Origin of the sequence: Streptomyces sp. NPDC005438 (assembly GCF_040606315.1) — a bacterium.
Classification (GTDB): Bacteria; Actinomycetota; Actinomycetes; order Streptomycetales; family Streptomycetaceae; genus Streptomyces.
The window spans coordinates 47,793-67,514 of sequence record NZ_JBEXEP010000006.1 but is presented as its reverse complement, the minus strand read 5'-3'; the positions used below and the strand labels follow the sequence as shown (position 1 = coordinate 67,514).

The 19,722-nt window shown below is 73.4% G+C and carries 12 protein-coding genes; all 12 read left to right on the top strand.

Annotation, left to right across the window (positions count from 1 at the left end; translation table 11 throughout):
* Nucleotides 1-879, top strand: coding sequence for a sugar phosphate isomerase/epimerase family protein (locus ABZT14_RS14535; protein ID WP_356301439.1), 879 nt, complete (start codon nucleotides 1-3; stop codon nucleotides 877-879).
* Nucleotides 876-5,861: an amino acid adenylation domain-containing protein gene (locus tag ABZT14_RS14530; RefSeq protein ID WP_356301435.1), complete on the top strand. Its 4,986-nt coding sequence runs from the start codon at nucleotides 876-878 to the stop codon at nucleotides 5,859-5,861. Before ABZT14_RS14535 ends, ABZT14_RS14530 begins: the two co-directional genes overlap by 4 nt.
* The gene (locus ABZT14_RS14525) at nucleotides 5,858-9,328 is read left to right on the top strand and encodes a thioester reductase domain-containing protein (protein ID WP_356301432.1); all 3,471 of its coding nucleotides are present in this window, start codon (nucleotides 5,858-5,860) and stop codon (nucleotides 9,326-9,328) included. The genes ABZT14_RS14530 and ABZT14_RS14525 overlap by 4 nt, the downstream gene beginning before the upstream one ends.
* Nucleotides 9,325-10,182 carry a 3-hydroxyacyl-CoA dehydrogenase family protein gene (locus tag ABZT14_RS14520; protein ID WP_356301429.1) on the top strand — a complete coding sequence of 286 codons (858 nt, stop codon included), beginning with the start codon at nucleotides 9,325-9,327 and terminating at the stop codon, nucleotides 10,180-10,182. The genes ABZT14_RS14525 and ABZT14_RS14520 overlap by 4 nt, the downstream gene beginning before the upstream one ends.
* On the top strand, nucleotides 10,179-10,433 hold the full coding sequence (locus ABZT14_RS14515) for a phosphopantetheine-binding protein (RefSeq protein WP_356301426.1): 255 nt from the start codon (nucleotides 10,179-10,181) through the stop codon (nucleotides 10,431-10,433). The genes ABZT14_RS14520 and ABZT14_RS14515 overlap by 4 nt, the downstream gene beginning before the upstream one ends.
* On the top strand, nucleotides 10,430-11,554 hold the full coding sequence (locus ABZT14_RS14510) for an acyl-CoA dehydrogenase family protein (protein WP_356301423.1): 1,125 nt from the start codon (nucleotides 10,430-10,432) through the stop codon (nucleotides 11,552-11,554). The genes ABZT14_RS14515 and ABZT14_RS14510 overlap by 4 nt, the downstream gene beginning before the upstream one ends.
* The gene (locus ABZT14_RS14505; RefSeq protein WP_356301421.1) at nucleotides 11,551-12,522 is read left to right on the top strand and encodes a 3-oxoacyl-[acyl-carrier-protein] synthase III C-terminal domain-containing protein; all 972 of its coding nucleotides are present in this window, start codon (nucleotides 11,551-11,553) and stop codon (nucleotides 12,520-12,522) included. The genes ABZT14_RS14510 and ABZT14_RS14505 overlap by 4 nt, the downstream gene beginning before the upstream one ends.
* Nucleotides 12,523-12,524: 2 nt before the next feature.
* A complete protein-coding gene (locus ABZT14_RS14500; protein WP_356301418.1) occupies nucleotides 12,525-13,673 on the top strand; it encodes an HAD-IIIC family phosphatase in 1,149 nt (382 codons plus the stop codon).
* Nucleotides 13,670-14,959, top strand: coding sequence for an MFS transporter (locus ABZT14_RS14495; RefSeq protein WP_356301415.1), 1,290 nt, complete (start codon nucleotides 13,670-13,672; stop codon nucleotides 14,957-14,959). The genes ABZT14_RS14500 and ABZT14_RS14495 overlap by 4 nt, the downstream gene beginning before the upstream one ends.
* Before the next feature lie 89 nt (nucleotides 14,960-15,048).
* Entirely contained in the window at nucleotides 15,049-15,246 is a 198-nt protein-coding gene (locus ABZT14_RS14490; protein WP_356301412.1) for an MbtH family NRPS accessory protein, read from the top strand.
* Nucleotides 15,243-16,508 (top strand): cytochrome P450, encoded by a 1,266-nt coding sequence (locus ABZT14_RS14485; RefSeq protein WP_356301409.1) that lies wholly within the window; start codon nucleotides 15,243-15,245, stop codon nucleotides 16,506-16,508. Before ABZT14_RS14490 ends, ABZT14_RS14485 begins: the two co-directional genes overlap by 4 nt.
* 80 nt (nucleotides 16,509-16,588) lie before the next feature.
* On the top strand, nucleotides 16,589-19,720 hold the full coding sequence (locus tag ABZT14_RS14480) for an amino acid adenylation domain-containing protein (protein ID WP_356301406.1): 3,132 nt from the start codon (nucleotides 16,589-16,591) through the stop codon (nucleotides 19,718-19,720).
* Nucleotides 19,721-19,722: the final 2 nt, after the last annotated feature.

Below are 19,722 nucleotides of genomic sequence, written 5' to 3'. Positions count from 1 at the left end.
ATGACGCACACCGAGGCGATCTGGACGCCCAGCATCGGACTGCTGGCCAACCAGGCCTACAGCGGCAGCCGTTGGAAGGGGGTCGACGCCTGGCGGGCCGCCGCCGAGGCCGGAGCCGAGTGGATCAGCGTCACCGAGGAGGCCTACGGGATGCCCGAGGAGCGTCGGGCACAACTGCGTGACGACGCGGAGAAGGCCGGCATCCCCATCGTCCTCACCGCCTGCCACGCCTTCGGCCTGAGCGATCCCAGGGAAGCCGTACGGGAGTTCAACCTGGAGTGGGCCCAGCGGCAACTCGACCTCACCGTCGAACTGGGCGCCCGCCGGATGAAGGTGCTGCTCGGCGAGTGGATCTGGCGCGGTATGTGGCCCAACGCGATGCAGTGGAAGCTGGAGGTTGACACCCTGCGCCGGCTGTGCGAGTACGCCGAGCGGCGACGGGTGCTGCTGAGCATCGAACTCGAACCGCTGGAGAACTCCTTCGTCAACGACCCGCACAGCCTCGCCAGAATGCTCGCCGACGTCGACTCCCCGGCGCTGCTGGCGAACGTGGACACCTCCCACATGGTGGTCCGGGGAACCCCCGCCAGCGAACTGGGGCAGTTGGCCGGCCGGATCGACACCATCGACTTCTCCGACTCCAACGGGAAGTACCACGAACACCTGCCGCCCGGAGCCGGGGTCGCCGACCTGGCGGCCTTCGCCGGCGAGCTGACCAGCTCCGTCTGCGCCCGGGACGCCCTCCTCGCGGTGGAGGTCGGCCCCTTCAACGAACCGGAACGGGCCCACGAGCTGGTGTGCCGGTCCGTGACCGCGACCCGGAAGCTGTTCGTCGACGCGCGGGCCGCCAGCGGGAGCGAGGGGGACGGGCCGAGATGACCGCCGCCACCTTCCTCGACCTGGTCGCCGAACGCCTGGCCACCGCGCCGGAGACGTCCGGTGTCACCTGCGGGGAGGCGCACGCCACCTGGGCGGAGATCGACTCCTGGTCCTGGGCCGTGGCCGCGCGACTGCGGGCCGACGGCATCGGCAGGGGAGACCTCGTCCCGGTCGTCGTCTCCCGTAGCCCCGCCCTGGTGGCGGCCTGGCTCGGCGTGCTGCGCGCGGGAGCCGCCTACCTGCCGGTCGACATCGACCTGCCCGGCGCGCGGGTGGCCTTCCTCGCCCGCGACAGTGCCGCCCGCACCGCCGTCGTCGACCGAGGCGGCCTCGCCACCGCCCAGCACCTGGGCCCGGTCGTCCCCCTGGTCGACGTCGACCAGCTGCGCGGCACCGCCACCGAACCCTTCGAGGCGGTGCTCGCGCCCACCCCACGGGATACCGCCTGCGTGCTGTACACCTCGGGCAGCACCGGCCGGCCCAAGGGCGTACTGATCGACCACGACACCCTGCTGCACTGCGGACTGCGCTGGGCCTGGCACGACCAACTGACCCCCGACGACCACCTGTTGTGCAGCGTCTCGGTGACCTTCGACGCCGCGACCATGGCGGTCGCCAGCGCCCTGATCACCGCACCCCACCTGAGACTGTCGACGGACGCCCAACGCCGCGACCCGGCGCTGCTGGGCAACGACCTCGCCGACTCCCACGTCGTGACCATGACGCCCAGCGCGCTCAAGGCCGCCGTGACCAGCCTGCCTCCCGGAACGAGCACCCGGTTGCGGGCGGTCACCTGCGGAGGCGAACTACTGCCCCGGGCACTCGCGGAGGAGTTCGCCCGCCGGCTGGGCTGCGAGGTCCTGAACGGCTGGGGGGTGACCGAGTGCCCCGCCGTGACCACCACCGCCCGGCTCGTCCCGGGCGAGTCCGCCGACCTGGGGATCGGCACCCCGCTGCCGGGCACCCGGGTCTACGTCCTCGACTCCGACCTCGAACCGGTGCCGGACGGTGCCCCGGGAGACCTGTACATCGCCGGCACCGGAATCGGCGTCGGCTACCTCGGCCGCCCCGGCCTGACCGCCACCCGCTTCCTGCCCGACCCGTGGGCCCGGGAACCCGGCGCGCGGATGTACCGCACCGGTGACCGAGGCGCCCGGCGAGCCGACGGAAGCCTCGCCTACCTCGGGCGCGACGACCACCAGGTGAAGATCCGGGGCAACCGCGTCGAGCTGGGCGAGATCAGGACCACCCTGGAGCGGTGCCGTGGGGTACGGGCCGCGGCCGTGGTCCTTGAGGAACCGGACCGACTGGTCGGCTACCTCGAACCCGAGCCGGGCACCGAGCCGGTACGCGCCCAGGTGCTGACCGAACTGCGCCGATGGCTGCCGGCCGCCGTCCTGCCCACCGCCCTCTGGCTGGTCGACAGGCTGCCACTGAACACCAACGGCAAGGTCGACCACCAGGCACTGCGGGAGGTGGACCGGCGTCCGCTGCCCGGCGGCGACCCCCTGGACGGGGTGGGGGAGAGGGAACTGGAGCGGGCCCTCGCCCTGTTCCCGGAACACCTGCCCGAGCCCGCCCCGGGACTCGCCGCCGACTCGGACTACTTCATGCTGGGCGGCACCTCGATGGGCGCCGCGCGCCTGGTCACCGAGGCCTCCCGGGATGTGGGCGTCGAACTGCCGCTACGGGACTTCCTCGCCGACCCCTCCGTCGCGGGCCTGGCCCGACTGCTGGCCCCACCCGCCACGCCCGTCGCACCCCTCGCGGCCACCGGAACCGGAGACCGCACGGGCCCGCCCGAGGACGGACCGCACCCGGCCGGACCGGCCCAACGACGGCTGTGGTTCCTCAACCAGGTCCCCCAACTGCGCCTCGCCTACCTGGTGCCCTGCGTGCTGTCCGTGGAGGGCGAGCACCTGGACCCGGACCAGCTCGCCGACGCGCTCCAGCAGGTCCTGGACCGCCACCCGAGGTTGCGGGCACGCTTCGCCCTGGACGCACAGCGCGGCGAGGTCACGTACACCACCACCTCGCCCGGCCCCCGGGTCACCCGCCTCGACGCCCGGACGGCCCCCGAGGGCGTCCAGGCCACAGTGCGGCAGCGCACCGCCGCACTGTGCCGCACCCCCTTCGACCTCGCCGGTGAGCCCCCGGTACGGGCGGAGGTGATCACCACCGACAGCGGCGCCCTGCTGGTGCTGTGCGCCCACCACATCGCGGTGGACGCCGAGTCGCTCCGGGTGCTGGTGACCGAACTGGGCACGGTGTACCGGACGGGTGGTGGCCCACCCGAGCAGGGCGAGAGGCCGGCCCCCGAGGGCACCCGGCACCGACCCACCACCACCCAGGACACCCGGGACACCCGGGACATCCGGGAAGCGGCCACCACACGACTGCGCGGCGCCCCCGTCGACGTGACACTGCCGCACGACCGACCCCGTGGTCCCGTGCAGGACACCACCGGCGCGATGTGCCCGGTACCGGCCGACAGCCTCCGCCCCGGCCTGCTGCGTGAACTCGCCCGCTCCGAAGGCGTCACCGCGTTCATGGTCGCCGCCGCCGTACTGGCCGTGACCCTCGGCCGGGGATCAGGACAACGCGACTTCCTGTTCGCCACCCCCTGGGGCGGGCGCGACAGCTCCACGGCCGGACAGGTGTCCATGCTGGTCAACACCCTCGTCGTACGGATCGACACCGAAGGCGCCCACTCCTGGCGGGACCTGCTGCGCCGGGCACGCACCGCGTGCCTGGCCGCCTTCCGGGACGCCGACGTGCCGTTCGACGCGCTGGCCTCCGAGCTGCACCCCCAACGGGACTTGAGCCGGCCGCCGTTGACCCCGGTGCAGATCAGCGTCGCCGAGGGCGAACCCGCCCTGCCCGACCTGGGGCCCGACCTGACCTGCGCCTGGCTGCCGGCCGACCACCCCCACACCAAGTACGAACTGACCCTGGCCCTCCACGAGCGGCCGGACGGCCCGGCACTCGAACTCGACTACGCCACCGCCCTGTTCGACACCGACACGGTGCGCGACCTGGCCCAGGAGATCGGCCACTGCCTGGAGGAACTCGCCAAGGACCCGGACGGCCCGCTGTGGCCGACCGCCCCCGCCGCACGGGTCCCCCTCGCCCTCAGCACCGGCCCGCTGCCCGGCCCGCCGGAGGAGACGGCGCTGATCCACCAGGGCGTACCCGTGCCCCGCGCGACGCTTGACGGCTGGGCCCAGGCCCTCGCCACCCGGCTGCGGGACCGGGGAGTCGGCGCCGGCGACGTGGTGCCGGTGCTCGTCTCCCGTGGCCCCCTGGCCGTCGCGGCCTGGCTCGGCGTACTCCGCGCGGGCGCCGCCTACTGCCCCGTCACCCTCGACCAGCCGGCGTCACGACTGGCGTTCCTCCTCCGGGACACCGCCGCACCGGCCGTGGTCGTGGACGGGGCCGGCGCGGTGGCCGCCGCCGACTGCGGGGCGGAGGTGCCCCTGGTCCCGGTCGACGGCCTGGCGAGCGAGGCCCCCCGTACCGCGGACGTCGGTCGTACCGCCGACTCGCTGGCCTACGTGATGTACACCTCGGGCACCACCGGAAGCCCCAAGGGGGTACGGGTCACCGAGGGCAACCTCGCCGCCTACCTCGACGGACTGCACCGGGCCCACCCCGAACTCGCCTCCCGCCGCACCCTGGTGGCCAGCCCACTGGACACCGACTTCGCGGTCACCCTGCTGCACGGGGCACTGGAGTCCGGGGGAAGCGTGGTCCTCGCCGACGAACAGCAGGCCCTCGACGGGGCCGCCCTGGCGGAACTGGTACGCCGACACCGGGTGGAAGCGGTCAAGTTCACCCCCTCCCACCTCGGCGCCCTGCTGCGCACCCCGCTGCGGAACGTCCTCGGCGACCTGCGGGTGGTGGTCCTCGGCGGCGAGACCGTACCGGCACACCTGGCCGAACAACTGGCCGCCCTGCGCGGACCCGACACCGTGGTGATCAACCACTACGGACCCACCGAGACCACCGTCGGCGTCCTCACCCACCGGCTCGCCCCCGACGAGACACAGGCACCACCGGTCGGCCAGCCACTGCCCGGCGTCACCGCGCGCATCCTGGACGAGGAACGACGCCCGGTACCCCCCGGCCGGACCGGAACCCTGTGGATCGACGGCCCCCAGGTCAGCGCTGGCTACCTCCACCGGCCCGACGCCACCCGCGCCGCCTTCCACACCAGCCCCTCCGGGCAACCCACCTACCGCACCGGCGATGTGGCCCTCCTCGACTCACGAGGGCGGGTGCACCTGCGCGGCAGGGCCGACGACCAGCTCAAGGTCCGGGGCTTCCGGGTGGAACCGGGCGAGACACGGCACGCCCTGCTCACCCTGCCCGGGGTGCGGCAGGCCGAGGTGCTCGGACACCAGGGCGAACTCGTGGCCTTCGCGGTGCTCGACGAGTCGGCCACCCACCGGGCGGAGGTCCACCGGGGACTGCGCGGGACGCTGCCCGCCCACCTGGTACCGGACCGGGTGGTGACCCTGGAGCGGCTGCCACTGGCCACCACCGGCAAGATCGACCGGCAGGCCCTACGGCGACTGCTGACCACACACCCCCAGGAGACCCCGCCGGCCGAGGACGCCGAGAACCAGCCCGACGACGAGGGCCAGGACACCGTCCAGCGGGTGCGCGGCGTCTGGCAGGACCTGCTCCGGGTGCCCGAAGTCCCCCTGGACCAGGCCTTCTTCGAGGCCGGGGGCAGCTCCCTGCTGCTGATCCCGCTGCTGGAACGCCTCCGCGCGCTCACCGACCGGCCACTGGAGGTCGGCGACCTGTTCCGCCACGCGACCGTACGGTCCCAGGCCGCCCTGATCCTCCAGCCGCGCCCCGAACCGGTACCCCCACCGGCCCCCGCCCCGGGCGGCCCGGCCGACCGGGGCCGGCTCGCCGCACGGCGCCGCCGCAGAACCCCACAGCGTTCCGCCCACCGGAAGGCGAGCGAATGAGCAGCGAGACCGACATCGCGATCGTCGGCGTGGGCGCCCGTTTCCCCGACGCGTGGGGCCCCGCACAGTTCTGGCACCACCTGGACCAGGGCCGGGTGTCCCTGCGGGAGTTCACCGACGAGGAACTGCGGGACGCCTCCGTCGACGAGGCGCTGCTCGCCTCGCCCGACTACGTACGGGTGGGCGCACGGCTCCCCGGGCTGACGGACTTCGACGCCGGCTTCTTCGGCATCTCCCCGGCCGAGGCCGAACTGATCGACCCCCACCAACGGATCTTCCTGGAGGTCTGCTGGGAGGCACTGGAGCACGCCGGCCACCCACCCCGCGACGACGGCCCCCTGGTCGGCGTGTACGCGGGGGCCAGCTTCAGCACCTACGCCATGGCCCTCTACCTGGCGAAGGCCCGCGAACAGGGCTTCCTCGCGGTGGCCGACGGCGACCTGCGCCGAGGCAGCCTCTTCGACTTCATGCCGGCCCGAGCCGCCCACCGGCTGGGCCTGCGGGGCCCGGCCGTGGCCGTACAGACGGCCTGCTCCTCCTCCCTCACCGCCGTACACCAGGCGGTCAACGCCCTGCTGGCCGGTGACTGCGACCTGGCGCTGGCCGGCGGCACCGGGGGAGCGGTACCAGAAGCCGGCTACCGCCACGAACCCGGCGGCATCGCCTCCGAGGACGGCTACTGCCGGTCCTTCGACGCCGCCTCCAGCGGCACCGCCACCGGCGCGGGCGTCGGCGTGGTGGTGCTGCGACGACTGGAGGACGCCCTGGCCGACGGCGACCACGTCTGGGCCGTCATCGAGGGCAGCGCCGTCAACAACGACGGAGGCGACCGGCCCGGGTTCACCGCACCCAGCCCCCAGGGCGTCGCCGACGTGGTCACCGCCGCCCTCGACGCCGCCGACACCAGCCCCGACCAGCTCTGCTACGTCGAGGCACACGGATCGGGCACCCCACTGGGCGACCACGTGGAACTGCTGGGCCTGGCCGAGGCGTTGCGGAGCCCGACCGGACGCACCGGCTTCTGCGGCCTGGGCTCGGTCAAGGTCAACGTCGGGCACTGCGGAGCCGCCGCCGGTATCGCCGGCCTGGTCAAGGCCGTACACATCGCCCACACCGGGCAACTGCCGCCCCACCCACAACTCACCAGCCCCCGCGATCCCGGGGTGCTGGCCGGCAGTCCGCTGCGCCTCGACAGCCAGGCGCGGTCCTGCCCGGACCCCGACCGCAGGGTCCTGGTGCACTCGATGGGCCAGGGCGGCACCAACGTGGCCGTCGTCCTGCGCGCCGCCCCCGCGCTGGCCCCCGTACCCCGGGAGCCGGATCCACCCGTGGTACGGCTGGTGCTCTCGGCCCGTACCCGCACCGCCCTGGACACCCACAGCCGGGCCCTCGCCGACCAACTGGACCAGGGGCAGCGGGAGTTGACCGACATCGCCCACACCCTGCGGGTCGGGCGCCGACACTTCGCGCACCGCCGCGTGGTCACCGCGTCCCCCGAGCGACTGGCCGCCACCCTGCGGCTACCCCGCCCGCCCCGCGCCCGGACGGTACTGTCCCGGCCCCGGACCCCCCTGGTCGTCCGCACGGCGCGTTCCCCCTGGGCGGACGCGGTCGCCGAGGCGCTCCTCGCGGCCCTCGGCCCCGGAGTCCGAACGGCCCAACGGCTGCCGGACCCCGTCCCCGCCGAGACCTACCCGCTGGTCGTGGGCCCCGGAGACACCGGACCCGGACGCCATGTGACCGGGGAGGACGGCCCTGTCGCGGAGGCCGTGGACGAGGCGCTGCACGCGGCCTGGCTCGAAGGGGTGGACGTGGACTGGCGGGCGGTCGCCCTTCCCGGCGCCCGTCGGGTACCCCTGCCCACCTACCCCTTCGAACGCCGCCGACTGTGGGCCCTGGACCGGCTGGGCGACGTACTGCGAGGACGCCCGGACCAGGCCCCTCCCCGGGAGGAGCCGGAACCGACCGCCGTGGCGAACGCCCGGCCGGCACACCTGGCCCCCGCCACACCGGCCGACGACCCCCTGGAGGCCGAACTCGTCACGCTGTGGGAGGAGTTGTTCGGCGTCCGACCGGTCGGGGTGGACGACGAGTTCGACACCCTGGGCGGCACCTCCCTGCTGGCCACCCGCATGGCGCTGGAGATCGGCCGCCGCCACGACGTACGGCTCAACCTGCACCGGGTGGGCGGAGTCCGCGCCACCGTCCGCCGGGTCGCCGAGGCGGTACGCACCCAGCGGGCCGGGCGGGGCCCGGGCGGCCAGGCGCTGGACGGAGACGGCGCCCTGATCGACGCCGACCTGGAACTGCCCCTGGGCCAGCCGGTACCCCAACGGCCCGGCCAGGCCGTGCTGTTGACCGGGGCCACCGGATTCCTCGGCGCCTTCCTGCTGCGCGAACTGTGCGCGGAACAGGAAGGGCGGATCTACTGCCTGGTCCGGGCCCGGGACGAGCGGCACGCCTGGCGACGACTGTGCGACGTGGCCGCCGCGTACGGGCTGCCCGCCCCCGACCCGCGGCGGGTACGGGTCGTGGTCGGCGACCTCACCGACGGGACGGACGCCCTCGACCAGAACCCGAGGGTCCCGGCGGAGGTGGGCCGGGTGGTGCACTGCGCGGCCCGGGTGGTCTTCACCGAGCCCTACCGCTCGCTGCGCGACGCCAACGTGGTGGCCACCGCCGCGCTCCTGCGCTGGATGCGCGAACGCGGCGTCGCCGACCTCACCCACGTCTCCAGCCTGGCCGCCGCCACCCCCACCGGCACCCCGCGCCGACGGGTACGCGAGGAACGCGAGCAACCGCTCTCGGCGGAGTCGGGAGGCTACGGCACCACCAAGTGGGTCTGCGAACGACTGGTGGAGCGCGCCGAACGCGACGGGATGCGGGTCCGGGTGTTCCGGCCCGGACTGGTGCTGGGCGACTCGACCACCGGGGCGTGCAACCCGAAGGACATGACCTGGCGGATACTCGCGGGAAGCGTGGCCACCGGCCTGTGCCCCGCCGACGACCGGCCGCTGTTCGCGGCGCCGGTGGACGTGGTGGCCCGCGCGATGGTGGCCCTGGCACGCCGACCCGACACCCTGGGTCGGGTCTACCACCTGGTCGACCAGCGGCCGACGACCCTGCGCGCCCTGGTCGGAGGCCTGGCCGAGGAGGGCCTGCCCACCACCGAGACCCCGGTGGGCGCCTGGCACCGGGCCATCGGGGACCTCGCCCTGGACACCGGTGACGAGACACTCGCCGCGGTGGCCCTGGTCCGTACCGAGGAGACCACCGGGACTCCCGGCGAGGACACCCGGGTCACCGTCGAGGCGGACGGCTGGCGGGACTGGTTGGCCGCCGACGACCAGTCCGCCGCCGTCACGTCGCGGGCCTTGATGCGGAGCCTGCGCCATCTCGCCGACCGGCCCGAATACCTCGGGTCGCTCGGCTCCCGGCTGACCGAGACGAGGGGAGTACAGCGGTGAGCGACCACAGACTGGCGGTGATCGGAGCCGGCACCATGGGGACGGGACTGGCCACCCTCGCGGTGGGGCACGGCCTCCCGGTGGTGCTGGTGGACCACGACGCAGGCACCCGGGACCGGGCCGAGGGCGTCGTACGGCAGAACCTGCGCATGGCCCAGATGCTGGGCAAGCTGCCCGCCGAGGCGGGCGGGCCGGACCTGCTGGTCCTCGCCCCGGACCCGGAGGCGGCGGCCGACGCCGACATGGTCGTGGAGTGCGTCGTCGAACGAGCCGACGTCAAGGCCCAGGTCCTGGCCGAGGTCTCGGCGGCGGTCGCCCCCGGCACCCCGCTGCTGACCAACACCTCGGCCATCCCGGTGGACGAACTGGCCGACGCCGCCGTCCGACCCGAGGACGTGGTGGGCGCCCACTTCATGAACCCGCCCCACCTGATCGAGGGCGTGGAGGTGGTACGCGGCCCGCGCACCTCGAAGGAGGCACTGGACCGGGCCCACACCTGGCTCACCGACCTGGGCCGCGCCCCGGTCGTGGTCGGCGACGGGCCGGGCTTCGTGATCAACCGCGTCCTGCAACGGATGATCAACGAGGCCGCGACCGTCGTCCAGGAGGGCCTGGCCACCCCGGAGGCGGTCGACGCGCTGTTCACCAGCTGCCTGGGCCACCGCACCGGACCCCTGGCGACCGGGGACCTGATCGGCCTCGACAACGTGGTGGACACCCTCCACGTCCTGCACGAACGCACCGGATCCGACGGCTACCGCCCCTGTCGGCTCCTGCTGGAGAAGGTCGAACAGGGCCAGCTCGGACGCAAGACCGGGGCGGGCTTCCACGAGTACGGGACGGGGATCGCATGACCGCCGACACCACCGAGCAGATCGGCACCGAAGTGCTCGCCTTCATCAGGGAACGCACCGGGCTCGAACTGGCCCCCGAGGACGACCTGTTCGCCACCGGAGCGGTCACCTCCCTGTTCGCCATGCACCTGGTGACCCACGTGGAGCAGACCTACCAGGTCACCATCACCGGCGGCCTCCTCAAACTGGACAACTTCCGGTCCGCCTCCGCCGTGGCCGAACTGGTCACCACCCTCCGGCAGGACCGGTGAACGCCCGACCCGCCGACGACCAGGCCTTGGGCCCGGCGGACCTGCTGACCCGCCTGGTCGCGGCCGACGCGGGGGACTGGGACCGCGCCGGACGGATCCCACGGCCGGTGGTACGTGCCCTCGCCGAAGCCGGCGTACTGTGCGCCCGGGTCCCCCGGAAGTGGGGCGGCCCCGGCCTGGACGCGCTGGCCGACGGCCGCCTGACCGCCCACGCCGGCACCCTGTGCGCCTCGACGCGTTCCCTGATGACCTCGCAGTCCATGGTCGCCTGGGCCCTGACCCGCTGGGGCGAACCGGAACAGCGACAGCACTTCCTGCCCCGCCTGGTGACGGGCACGGTCGCCGCCGTGGCCTTCAGCGAGCCCGAGGCGGGCAGCGACCTGGCCGCGATGCGCACCACCGTCCAGGACCAGGGCGAGACGGTACGGGTCGACGGCACCAAGGTCTGGACGACCGGTGGCACCTACGCCGACCTCGTCCTGGTCTTCGGCCGGTACGGCGACGGCGTCGCGATGGTCCTGGTGCCCACCGACGCCCCCGGAGTGCACGTCACCCGCCGCCCCCACCCCGCCGGATGCCGGGCGGCCGGCCACGCCGACCTGACCCTCGACGGCGTGACCGTCAGCCGGAACCACCTGCTGCCCGGCGCCGGCGCCCCCCTCAGCTTCGTCGGCCAGTCGGTACTCGCCGCCGGCCGCCTCTCCGTCGCCTGGGGCTGCCTGGGCATGATCCGCTCCTGCCTGCGCGAAGCCGTCCAACACGCCCGTACCCGGGAACAGTTCGGCCAGCCACTGATCCGACACCAGCTGGTGGCCCGACACATCGGCCAGACCCGCGCCCTGGAACAGTCCGTGCTACGGCTGTGCGAGCACGCCTCCGGCCGCTGGGACCAGGCCGCCCCCGACATGTTCGACGCGGCACTCGTCGCCAAGCACGTCGGAGCCGGCGCCGCCACCTCGGCCGCCTCCAGCGCCGCCCAGGTACTGGCCTCGGCGGGAGCCGACGAGCAACACCCGGTCGCCCGCGCCGTGCGGGACGCCAAGCTGATGGAGATCATCGAGGGCAGCAACGAGATCTGCCAGCTCCAACTGGCGGAGCAGGCCATGGGGGAGTACAGGTGACCGTCACAGAGCCGATCGGCCTCGGCCCCATCCACTGCCTCCTGCCGGGGGAGCTGGTCCCCACCGGCGACCTGCCGGAGGCACCCGACCTGGACACGGCCGGGAGGGACTTCCTGAGCGGCTGCGGCATCGACACCGTCGGCGTGATCGAGGAGAGCGCCGGCGCCCTCGCCGCCCGCGCCACCACCGAGTTCGTCCACACCCACCCCGGGGACGTCGACGTGCTGCTGCACGTGGGCGCCCGGGCCCCCGACGTACTGCTCGGCTCGGACGTCTGCCGCGCCCAGGCCGAGGCCGGACTGACCAACGCCTTCTCCTTCACCGTGGACGGCCTGGGCTGCACCGGCTCCAGCGCCGCCTGGGGACTCGCCGCCGACCTGCTGCGCGCCGACCCCGGCCGACAACGCGTGCTGATCACCCACGCCAGCCGGCCCACCGGGGTCGACCGCGTCCGCCCCCCGGTGACGGTGACCGGGGACGGGGCGTACGCCATGACCGTCGAACGGGCCGGCTCACCCCTGCTACGGGCTCACCGCGTCGAGACCGACGGCACCTTCCACGACCTGTTCCGGGTCGACTACAAGGACAGCCCCTGGTACGAGTGGCGCGAGGAGTGCACCTCCCCCGACCGCTACCGCTTCGAACTGGCCATGCACAGCAACCGGCGGCTGGGCCGACTGGTCGAGGAGGTCCTCGCCGACGCCGGCGCCCCCCGCTCGGCCGTCGCCACCGTCCTCATGCAGAACGTCACCGCCTCCGCCTTCGACTTCTACGAGGAACTGCTCCAACTCCCCGTCCACCCCGTGTGCCGCGACAACCTGGCCCGCTACGGCCACCTCGGCGCCATGGACGTCGTCCTCAACCTCCGGGACCTGCTCGACAGGAACGAGGTCGCCCCCGGCGGACTGGTACTCGTACTCAACAACAGCCCCGTCGCCGCGTGGGCCGCGACCCTGTGGGAGGTGTGACCGTGGCGGTGACCGACCCGACCGACCCGACAGCCCCGGACGACGAACCGGCCGCCACCCCGGCACCCCTGGTGAAATGCCTGGTGTGGGACCTGGACGGAACCCTGTGGCGGGGAACCGTACTGGAAGGCGACGAACCGGTGCTGCGCCCCGGCGTACGTACACTGCTGGACACCCTCGACCAGCGGGGCGTCCTGCACGCCGTCGCCAGCCGCAACGATCACGACCAGGCCTGGGCCCACCTCGAACGACTGGGCGTGAGCGAGTACTTCGTGTGCGCGCACATCGGCTGGGGCCGCAAACCCGATTCCCTCCGGCGCATCGCCGACCAACTCAACTTCGACACCTCCACCCTCGCCTTCGTCGACGACACCGCGCACGAACTGGCCGAGATGGCCGCCCACCTGCCCCAGGTCCGCCGCTACACCCCCCAGGACCTGGAGGGGCTGGCCGACCGACCGGAGTTCACCCCCGAGGTCACCACCGCCGACGCGGCCGGACGCCGCCGCATGTACCAGGCGGGCATGGCCCGGGAACAGGCCCGCGCGGACTTCGACGGGCCCAACGAGGAGTTCCTGCGGTCCCTGCGGATCGAGATGACCATCGCCCGGGCCACCGAGGCCGACCTGCACCGGCTGTCCGAACTGACCCTGCGCACCAGCCAGATGAACGCCACCGGGGTGCACTACACCCACGACACCCTCGTCGAGCTGATCGCCGACCCGGACCACGAGGTCCTCGCCGTCACCATGCGGGACCGGTTCGGATCGCACGGCGCGATCGGCGTCGCGCTCCTGGCCACCGGCCCCGGCCACTGGCACCTGAAACTGCTGGCCACCTCCTGCCGGGTGGTGTCCTTCGGCGCCGGCTCGATGATCCTGCGCAACCTCATGGACCAGGCGGCACAGGCCGGCGTCGACCTCCTCGCCGACTTCCGGCCCACCGAACGCAACCGGATGATGGAGATCGCCTACCGGTTCGCCGGGTTCCAGGACGCGCCGGCCACGACCAGCGCGCCCCCGCCCCCCGCCGAGGACGGCGTACTGCGCCTCCACACCACCCCGAAGAGACAGCCGCCCGAACAGGCTGTCACCGTGGTGGCCGTCGACCTCACCCGAGGACGGGTCCCGACCCGAGGGGAGAGCGAGTGAGCCCCCCGGCGGCCGGCGACGACACCCGACCCCCCGCCACCGAGGACGACGCCTTCGGCCCCCAGGGCTGGGGCGACTACCGCAGACTGTGGTCCTCCTCGGCGGTGTCCGCGCTCGGCGACGGAATGCGGCTCACCGCCCTGCCGTTGCTGGCCGTCACCTACACCACCAACCCGCAGCTGCTCGCCCTGGTCACCGTCGCCGGCACCCTGCCCCTGCTCGCCTCACCGCTGGCCGGTATCGCCGCCGACCGCTGGGACCGCAAGCGGCTGCTGGTGACCGTGGACCTGACCCGCTTCGTACTCGTCGGCCTGCTCAGCCTGGCCGTACTGGCCGACAGCGTCGGCCTGCCACTGATCTGCGCGGTGGCGTTCCTGCTCGGGGTGTGCGAGGTGTTCTTCGTCGTCACCGCGCAGTCGTTCCTGCCCCAGGTGGTCCACCGCCGCAGGATGACCGCCGCCTACGGACGCCAGCACGCCGCCCAACTGGTGTGCCGGGACTCGGTGGGACAACCCCTGGGCGGCGTGCTGTTCGGGGTCGGAATGGCCCTGCCCTTCGCCCTCGACGCCGCCGGTTTCCTCCTCGGCGTCCTGCTGCTGCTCACCGTCCGACCGGTGGTCGCCGAGGGTACGGGCAGACCGACGGCCGGGTGGGGCGCGATGATGCGGGAGGGCTACCGCTACCTGCGCGGCGACCGACTCCTGCTGGCCCTGGCCGGCATGTTGGGCACCATCAACTTCTTCGTCGCGGGTGTCAGCGCCATCCTGGTCCTCTACGCCCTCGAAGGCCTGGGCCTGCGCCCGGAGGCGTACGGCTTCTTCCTGGCCGCCGGCGCGCTGGGCGGAGTACTGGGCGGCACCCTGGCCGCCCGGGTACGCGCCCGGTTCGGACTCTTCCCCACCGCCCTGGGCGGCCTGGCACTGACCGGGACCTCCGCCCTGCTGCTGGGAACCACCACCGTGCCGGCCCTGGCCGGCGCCGCGTTCCTGCTGATGAGCTTCGGCGCCGTCATCTACCAGACCCTGACGGTCTCGTTCCGGCAGACGACCGTACCCCCCGAGGTGCTGGGCCGGGTCAACGGCGTCTACCGCCTGTTCGGCACCGGCACCGCCCCCCTGGGCGCGCTGCTCGCCGGCACCGTCGCCGACCGGTTCGGGGTGCGCACCCCGTTCCTGCTCGCCGGGGTGAGCCTGCTGACGCTCGCCGTCTGCGCCTGGCGGCCGGTGAACCGGATGGGCTCCGCACAGGAGCAACCGGAGGCCGGCGACACGGAGGCCGGGGGATGAGCCCGCCGACCACGACCCACCGAAGCCCGACCGCCGTACCTCGGCGACCACCACGTGACCACAGCGCGACCACAAGGGGAGACGACCGGATGACACCGACACCCTCGCACCGTGTACTGGTGAACGACGAGGAGCAGTACGCCATCGTGCCGGCCCACTTCCCCGCTCCCACCGGGTGGCGGGAGGCCGGACACCAGTCCGACGCCGCGTCCTGTGAGACCTGGGTCGACCAGCACTGGGAGGACATACGCCCGCGTGGTGTCAGAGAAGCGGCCGACCAGCCATGAGCACCCCGGCCACACTCGACCCCGCCGAGGGCGCCGACGACCTGGACGGCGTGGACCTCACCGACCCGCGCTACCACGCCGAAGAGGACCCGGCACCGGTCTTCTCCCGCCTGCGGGAACGGGCCCCCCTCGCCTGGCACCCCGCTCCACCCGACACCGAGCGGGGGTTCTGGGTGGTCACCCGACACCAGGACGCCGTCGCCGTACTACGGGACACCTCCGGCTTCTCCTCCGCGCGGGGCAACATGCTCACCACACTGCTGGCCCAGGGGGACTCGGCCGGCAACCGCATGTTGGTCGTCAGCGACCCCCCACGCCACACCGAGCTGCGGGCCCAGATGCGACAGGCCTTCACCTCCCGGGCGTTGGAGGAGATCGGCCGCAGCATCCGGGCCTCGGCGCAGCACCTGGTACGGGAGGCGGTGGCACGCGGCGCCCGGGGCGAGCCGGTGGACATGGCCGGTGACATCGCCGCGCCCCTGCCCCTGTCGGCCATCTGCGACGTACTGGGCGTGCCGCCGGAGGACCGGCCCTTCCTGATGCGGCAGACCAGTGTGGCCCTCGGCTCCCACGAACCGGTGCCCGCCACCATGGAGGGACGGTTGGCGCAGGCGGAGATCCTGATGTTCTTCTCCCGGCTGGCCCGCAGACGCGGCAGCGGACCCGCGCTGGACGCGGTGTCCCTCCTCGCCCGGGCGGAGGTGGACGCCCGGCGACTGAGCGAGGACGAGGTGGTCCTCAACTGCTACAGCCTGATCCTCGGCGGCGACGAGACCACCCGGCTGTCGATGACCGGCGGAGTACGGGCACTGGCCGACCACCCCGAACAGTGGCGCCGACTCCGCGACGGCGAGGTCGAGGTGGCCGGTGCGGTGGAGGAGATCCTGCGCTGGACCTCCCCGCTGCTGCACGCCGGCCGAACCGCCACCCGGGACACCAGTCTGCACGGGCGGGCCGTGGCGACCGGAGACGTGGTGAGCGTCTGGCTGGGATCGGCCAACCGCGACGAGCGGGTGTTCACCGCTCCCGAGGCGCTGGACCTGGCCCGCACCCCGAACCGGCACCTCACCTTCGGCTACGGACCGCACTTCTGCCTCGGCGCCCACCTCGCCCGTATCGAACTGTCCGCCCTGCTGGAGGAGTTGCGCGAACAGGTCGGGGAGATCGAGACGGCCGGGCCGCCCGGACCGGTCTACTCCGCCTTCGTCGGAGGGCCGGCACGACTACCGGTCGTCCTCCGCCCGCGAAGCCGCCCGCGATAACCCCCCGGACACCTCCAGGGAACCCGCCAGGACTCGGCGGCCCGGTCACCGACCCGGGCCAGAAGAAAGGGCAGACGGCCATGTCAGACCACTCACTGCACGGCGCGCTGGACGCCGTCGCGACGCGTTCGCCCGAGCGCACCGCACTGGTCGCCGGACCGGAGCGCGTCAGCTACGGCGAACTGCGGCGGCGCGCCGACGCCCTGGCGGTACGGCTGACGGACCGAGGAGTGGGGCGGGAGGACCGGGTGGCGGTCCACCTGGAACGGTCGGTGGACCTGGTCGTCGCCATGGTGGGGGTACTCCGGGCGGGCGCGGTGTGCGTACCGGTCGCGCCGGAGTACCCACCCGAGCGGACCACCTTCCTGCTGGGCGACAGCCAGGCCGTGGCGGTGGTCACCGAGCGGCCCGGGCCGACGTTCCACGACGTACCGGTGGTCCCCGTCAACGGCGAACCGGCAGAGCGAGACCCCGCGCGAGGCGTGCCGGTGCCCGGCGACGCCGCCGCGTACGTGATCTACACCTCCGGCTCCACCGGCCGGCCCAAGGGAGTGGTCGTCACCCACGCCAACGCCCTCGGCCTGGTCCAGGGGCAGGACTACGTCCGCTTCGGGCCCGAGGAGACCTTCCTGCAACTGTCCCCGGTCTCCTTCGACGCCTCGGCGTTCGAGATCTGGGGCGCGCTGGCGCACGGCGCCCGGCTGGTGCTCCCCGGCTCGACCTACCGCGCGATCGAGGACCTGCCCCAGATCATCCGGGAACACCGGGTCACCACCCTGTTCCTGACCCCCGCGCTGTTCCACGAACTGGTACAGAGCAAGGTCGAAGTCCTCGACGGCGTACGCCAGGTCGTCGTCGGTGGCGACGTACTCTCCCCCTCCCACTCCGCCCGGTTCCTCCGCCACACCGCGCGGCAGGACCCCCCGGCGGTGCTGGTCAACGGGTACGGGCCGACCGAGACCACCACCTTCGCCACCACCCACACCGTCACACTCCAGGACACGACCGAGGACCGGCTCCCCATCGGCCGGCCCCTGAAGGGAGTACGGGCGTACGTGCTGGACGAGGTGCTGCGCCCGGTACCCACCGGCGAGCGGGGACAGCTCTACCTCGCGGGCCGAGGCGTGACGCGCGGCTACGCCCACCACCCGGGGCTGACCGCGTCCGCCTTCGTACCGGACCCCTGGGCCGAGGCCCCGGGGGACCGTATGTACCGCACGGGCGACCTGGCCCGGGTCCGACCGGACGGGGCACTGGAGTACCTGGGCCGGGTCGACGACCAAGTGAAGGTGCGCGGCTTCCGAGTGGAACCGGGCGAGGTGGAGGCGGCGTTGTCGGCGTTGCCCCGGGTGCGGCAGGCCGCGGTGGTGGCCCGGGAAGACCCGGAGGGCGGCAAACAGCTGGTGGCGTTCGTCGTACCCCACCAGGGCGGCGACGCCGACGCGACGGAGGTACGGGCGAAGCTGGCGGAACGGCTGCCGGCCTACCTCGTACCCTCCCGCGTGGTGTTCGCCGACGCCCTCGCGCTGACACCCTCGGGAAAGGTGGACCGCCGTGCCCTGGCGGAACCGGGCGCCGAGCCGTCGCGGCCGGACACCCCCACCGCCGACCCCCACGACCCGGTCGGCCACAACCAGACGGTGTTGGCCCAGGTGTGGGCCGAGGTGCTGGGCGTCGAACACGTCGGACCGGACGACGACTTCTTCGCCCTGGGCGGCGACTCCATGCTCGCCATCCGGGCCGTGGCGGACGCCGAGGAACGGGGAGTGGTCGTCTCGCTGGCCGACATGTTCCAGCACCCCGTACTCCGCGAGGTCTGCCCCCCGGACGAGGCGCCCGCCGACCCCCCGAGCCCGGGGACGCCCCACGAGGCTTCCCCGGACGACGGCCCGCACGACGGGGAGAAGCCGCCGGCCGGGTGCGAGGCGTCCTACCCCGCCACACGACTCCAACTGGGCCTGATCTACGAGGCGGTGGCCAGTCCGGGGCAGGCGCTGTACCACGACGTGATGGCCCACCGCGTGCACGCCCGCCTGGACGAACCAGCCCTGCGGGCCGCGTTGGACTGTGTGGCCCGCGCCCATGAGGTGCTGCGTACGCGTTTCGACATCGGTGCGATGGGCGGGCCCCGTCAACTGGTCGAGCACGCCCCGTCCCTGCCCCTGACCGTGGTGGACCTGACCGAGGCGGGGGAGGACGCGCTCGACACGGAGATCGAGAGGCTGGCAAAGGAGGCCGGGCGCCCCTTCGACGTGACACGTGCTCCCTTGATGCGGGTCTACGCCGCCCGGGAAAGCCACGACACCTTCCGGCTCCTGTACGGCTTCCACCACGCGATCATGGACGGCTGGAGTGACACCGTCTTCCTGACCGATCTGATGGACGCCTACGCCACCGCGCTGGCCGGGCACGAACCGATGCCACGCCAACCGGCCCTGCGCTACGAGGAGTTCGTACACCTGGAGCAGCGAGCGCGGGAGTCCGAGGAGAGCCGGGAGTTCTGGCGCCAGCGGTGCCGGGGGCTTCAACCGACCCTTCTGGCGCCCCGCACGACCGCGCCCGGCGCCCACCGACTCCGGGTGGCGCGCACCCTGCCCACCGGCCTGCGGGAAGCACTGGTGGCGCTCTCGGCCCAGGTGAGGGTGCCGTTGAAGAGCCTGGTGGGGGCGGCCCACCTGGCGGTGGTGGCCGAACTGGCCGGCACCCGGCAGCCGGTCGTGGGACTGCCGGTGAACGGACGCCCGGAGGCGACGGGGGCTGACGGGTTGGTGGGCCTGTTCCTCAACATCGTTCCGCTGTCGGCCTCGTTGGACGGGGCGAGTTGGGAGGAGCTGGCCAGGCGGGTGTTCGACGCCGAGCGCCAGGCCACACCACACCGACGGTTCCCGCTACAGGAGATCCGCGAGCAGGCCGGTGGCCCCCTGTTCGACGTGCTGCTGAACTTCGCCCACTTCCGCCTGTGGGCGGGGCTCTCCGAGGAACGCCCCGACCGGACCGGTGGGCCGATCCGGGTGGACGGCACCCGCATGTGGGACAAGACCAGCTATCCGCTGGTGGTGGACGTGGTCGTGGACGCGGTGGGCGAGGGCCTGAGAATCGACGTCACCGGGGACACCGCCTGGTGGGACAGCGCGGGACTGGAACGCGTCTGGGACCTCCACCGCGACGCCCTGGCGGCCTGCGTCGCCGACCCGACCGGACCGGTGGTGTGACC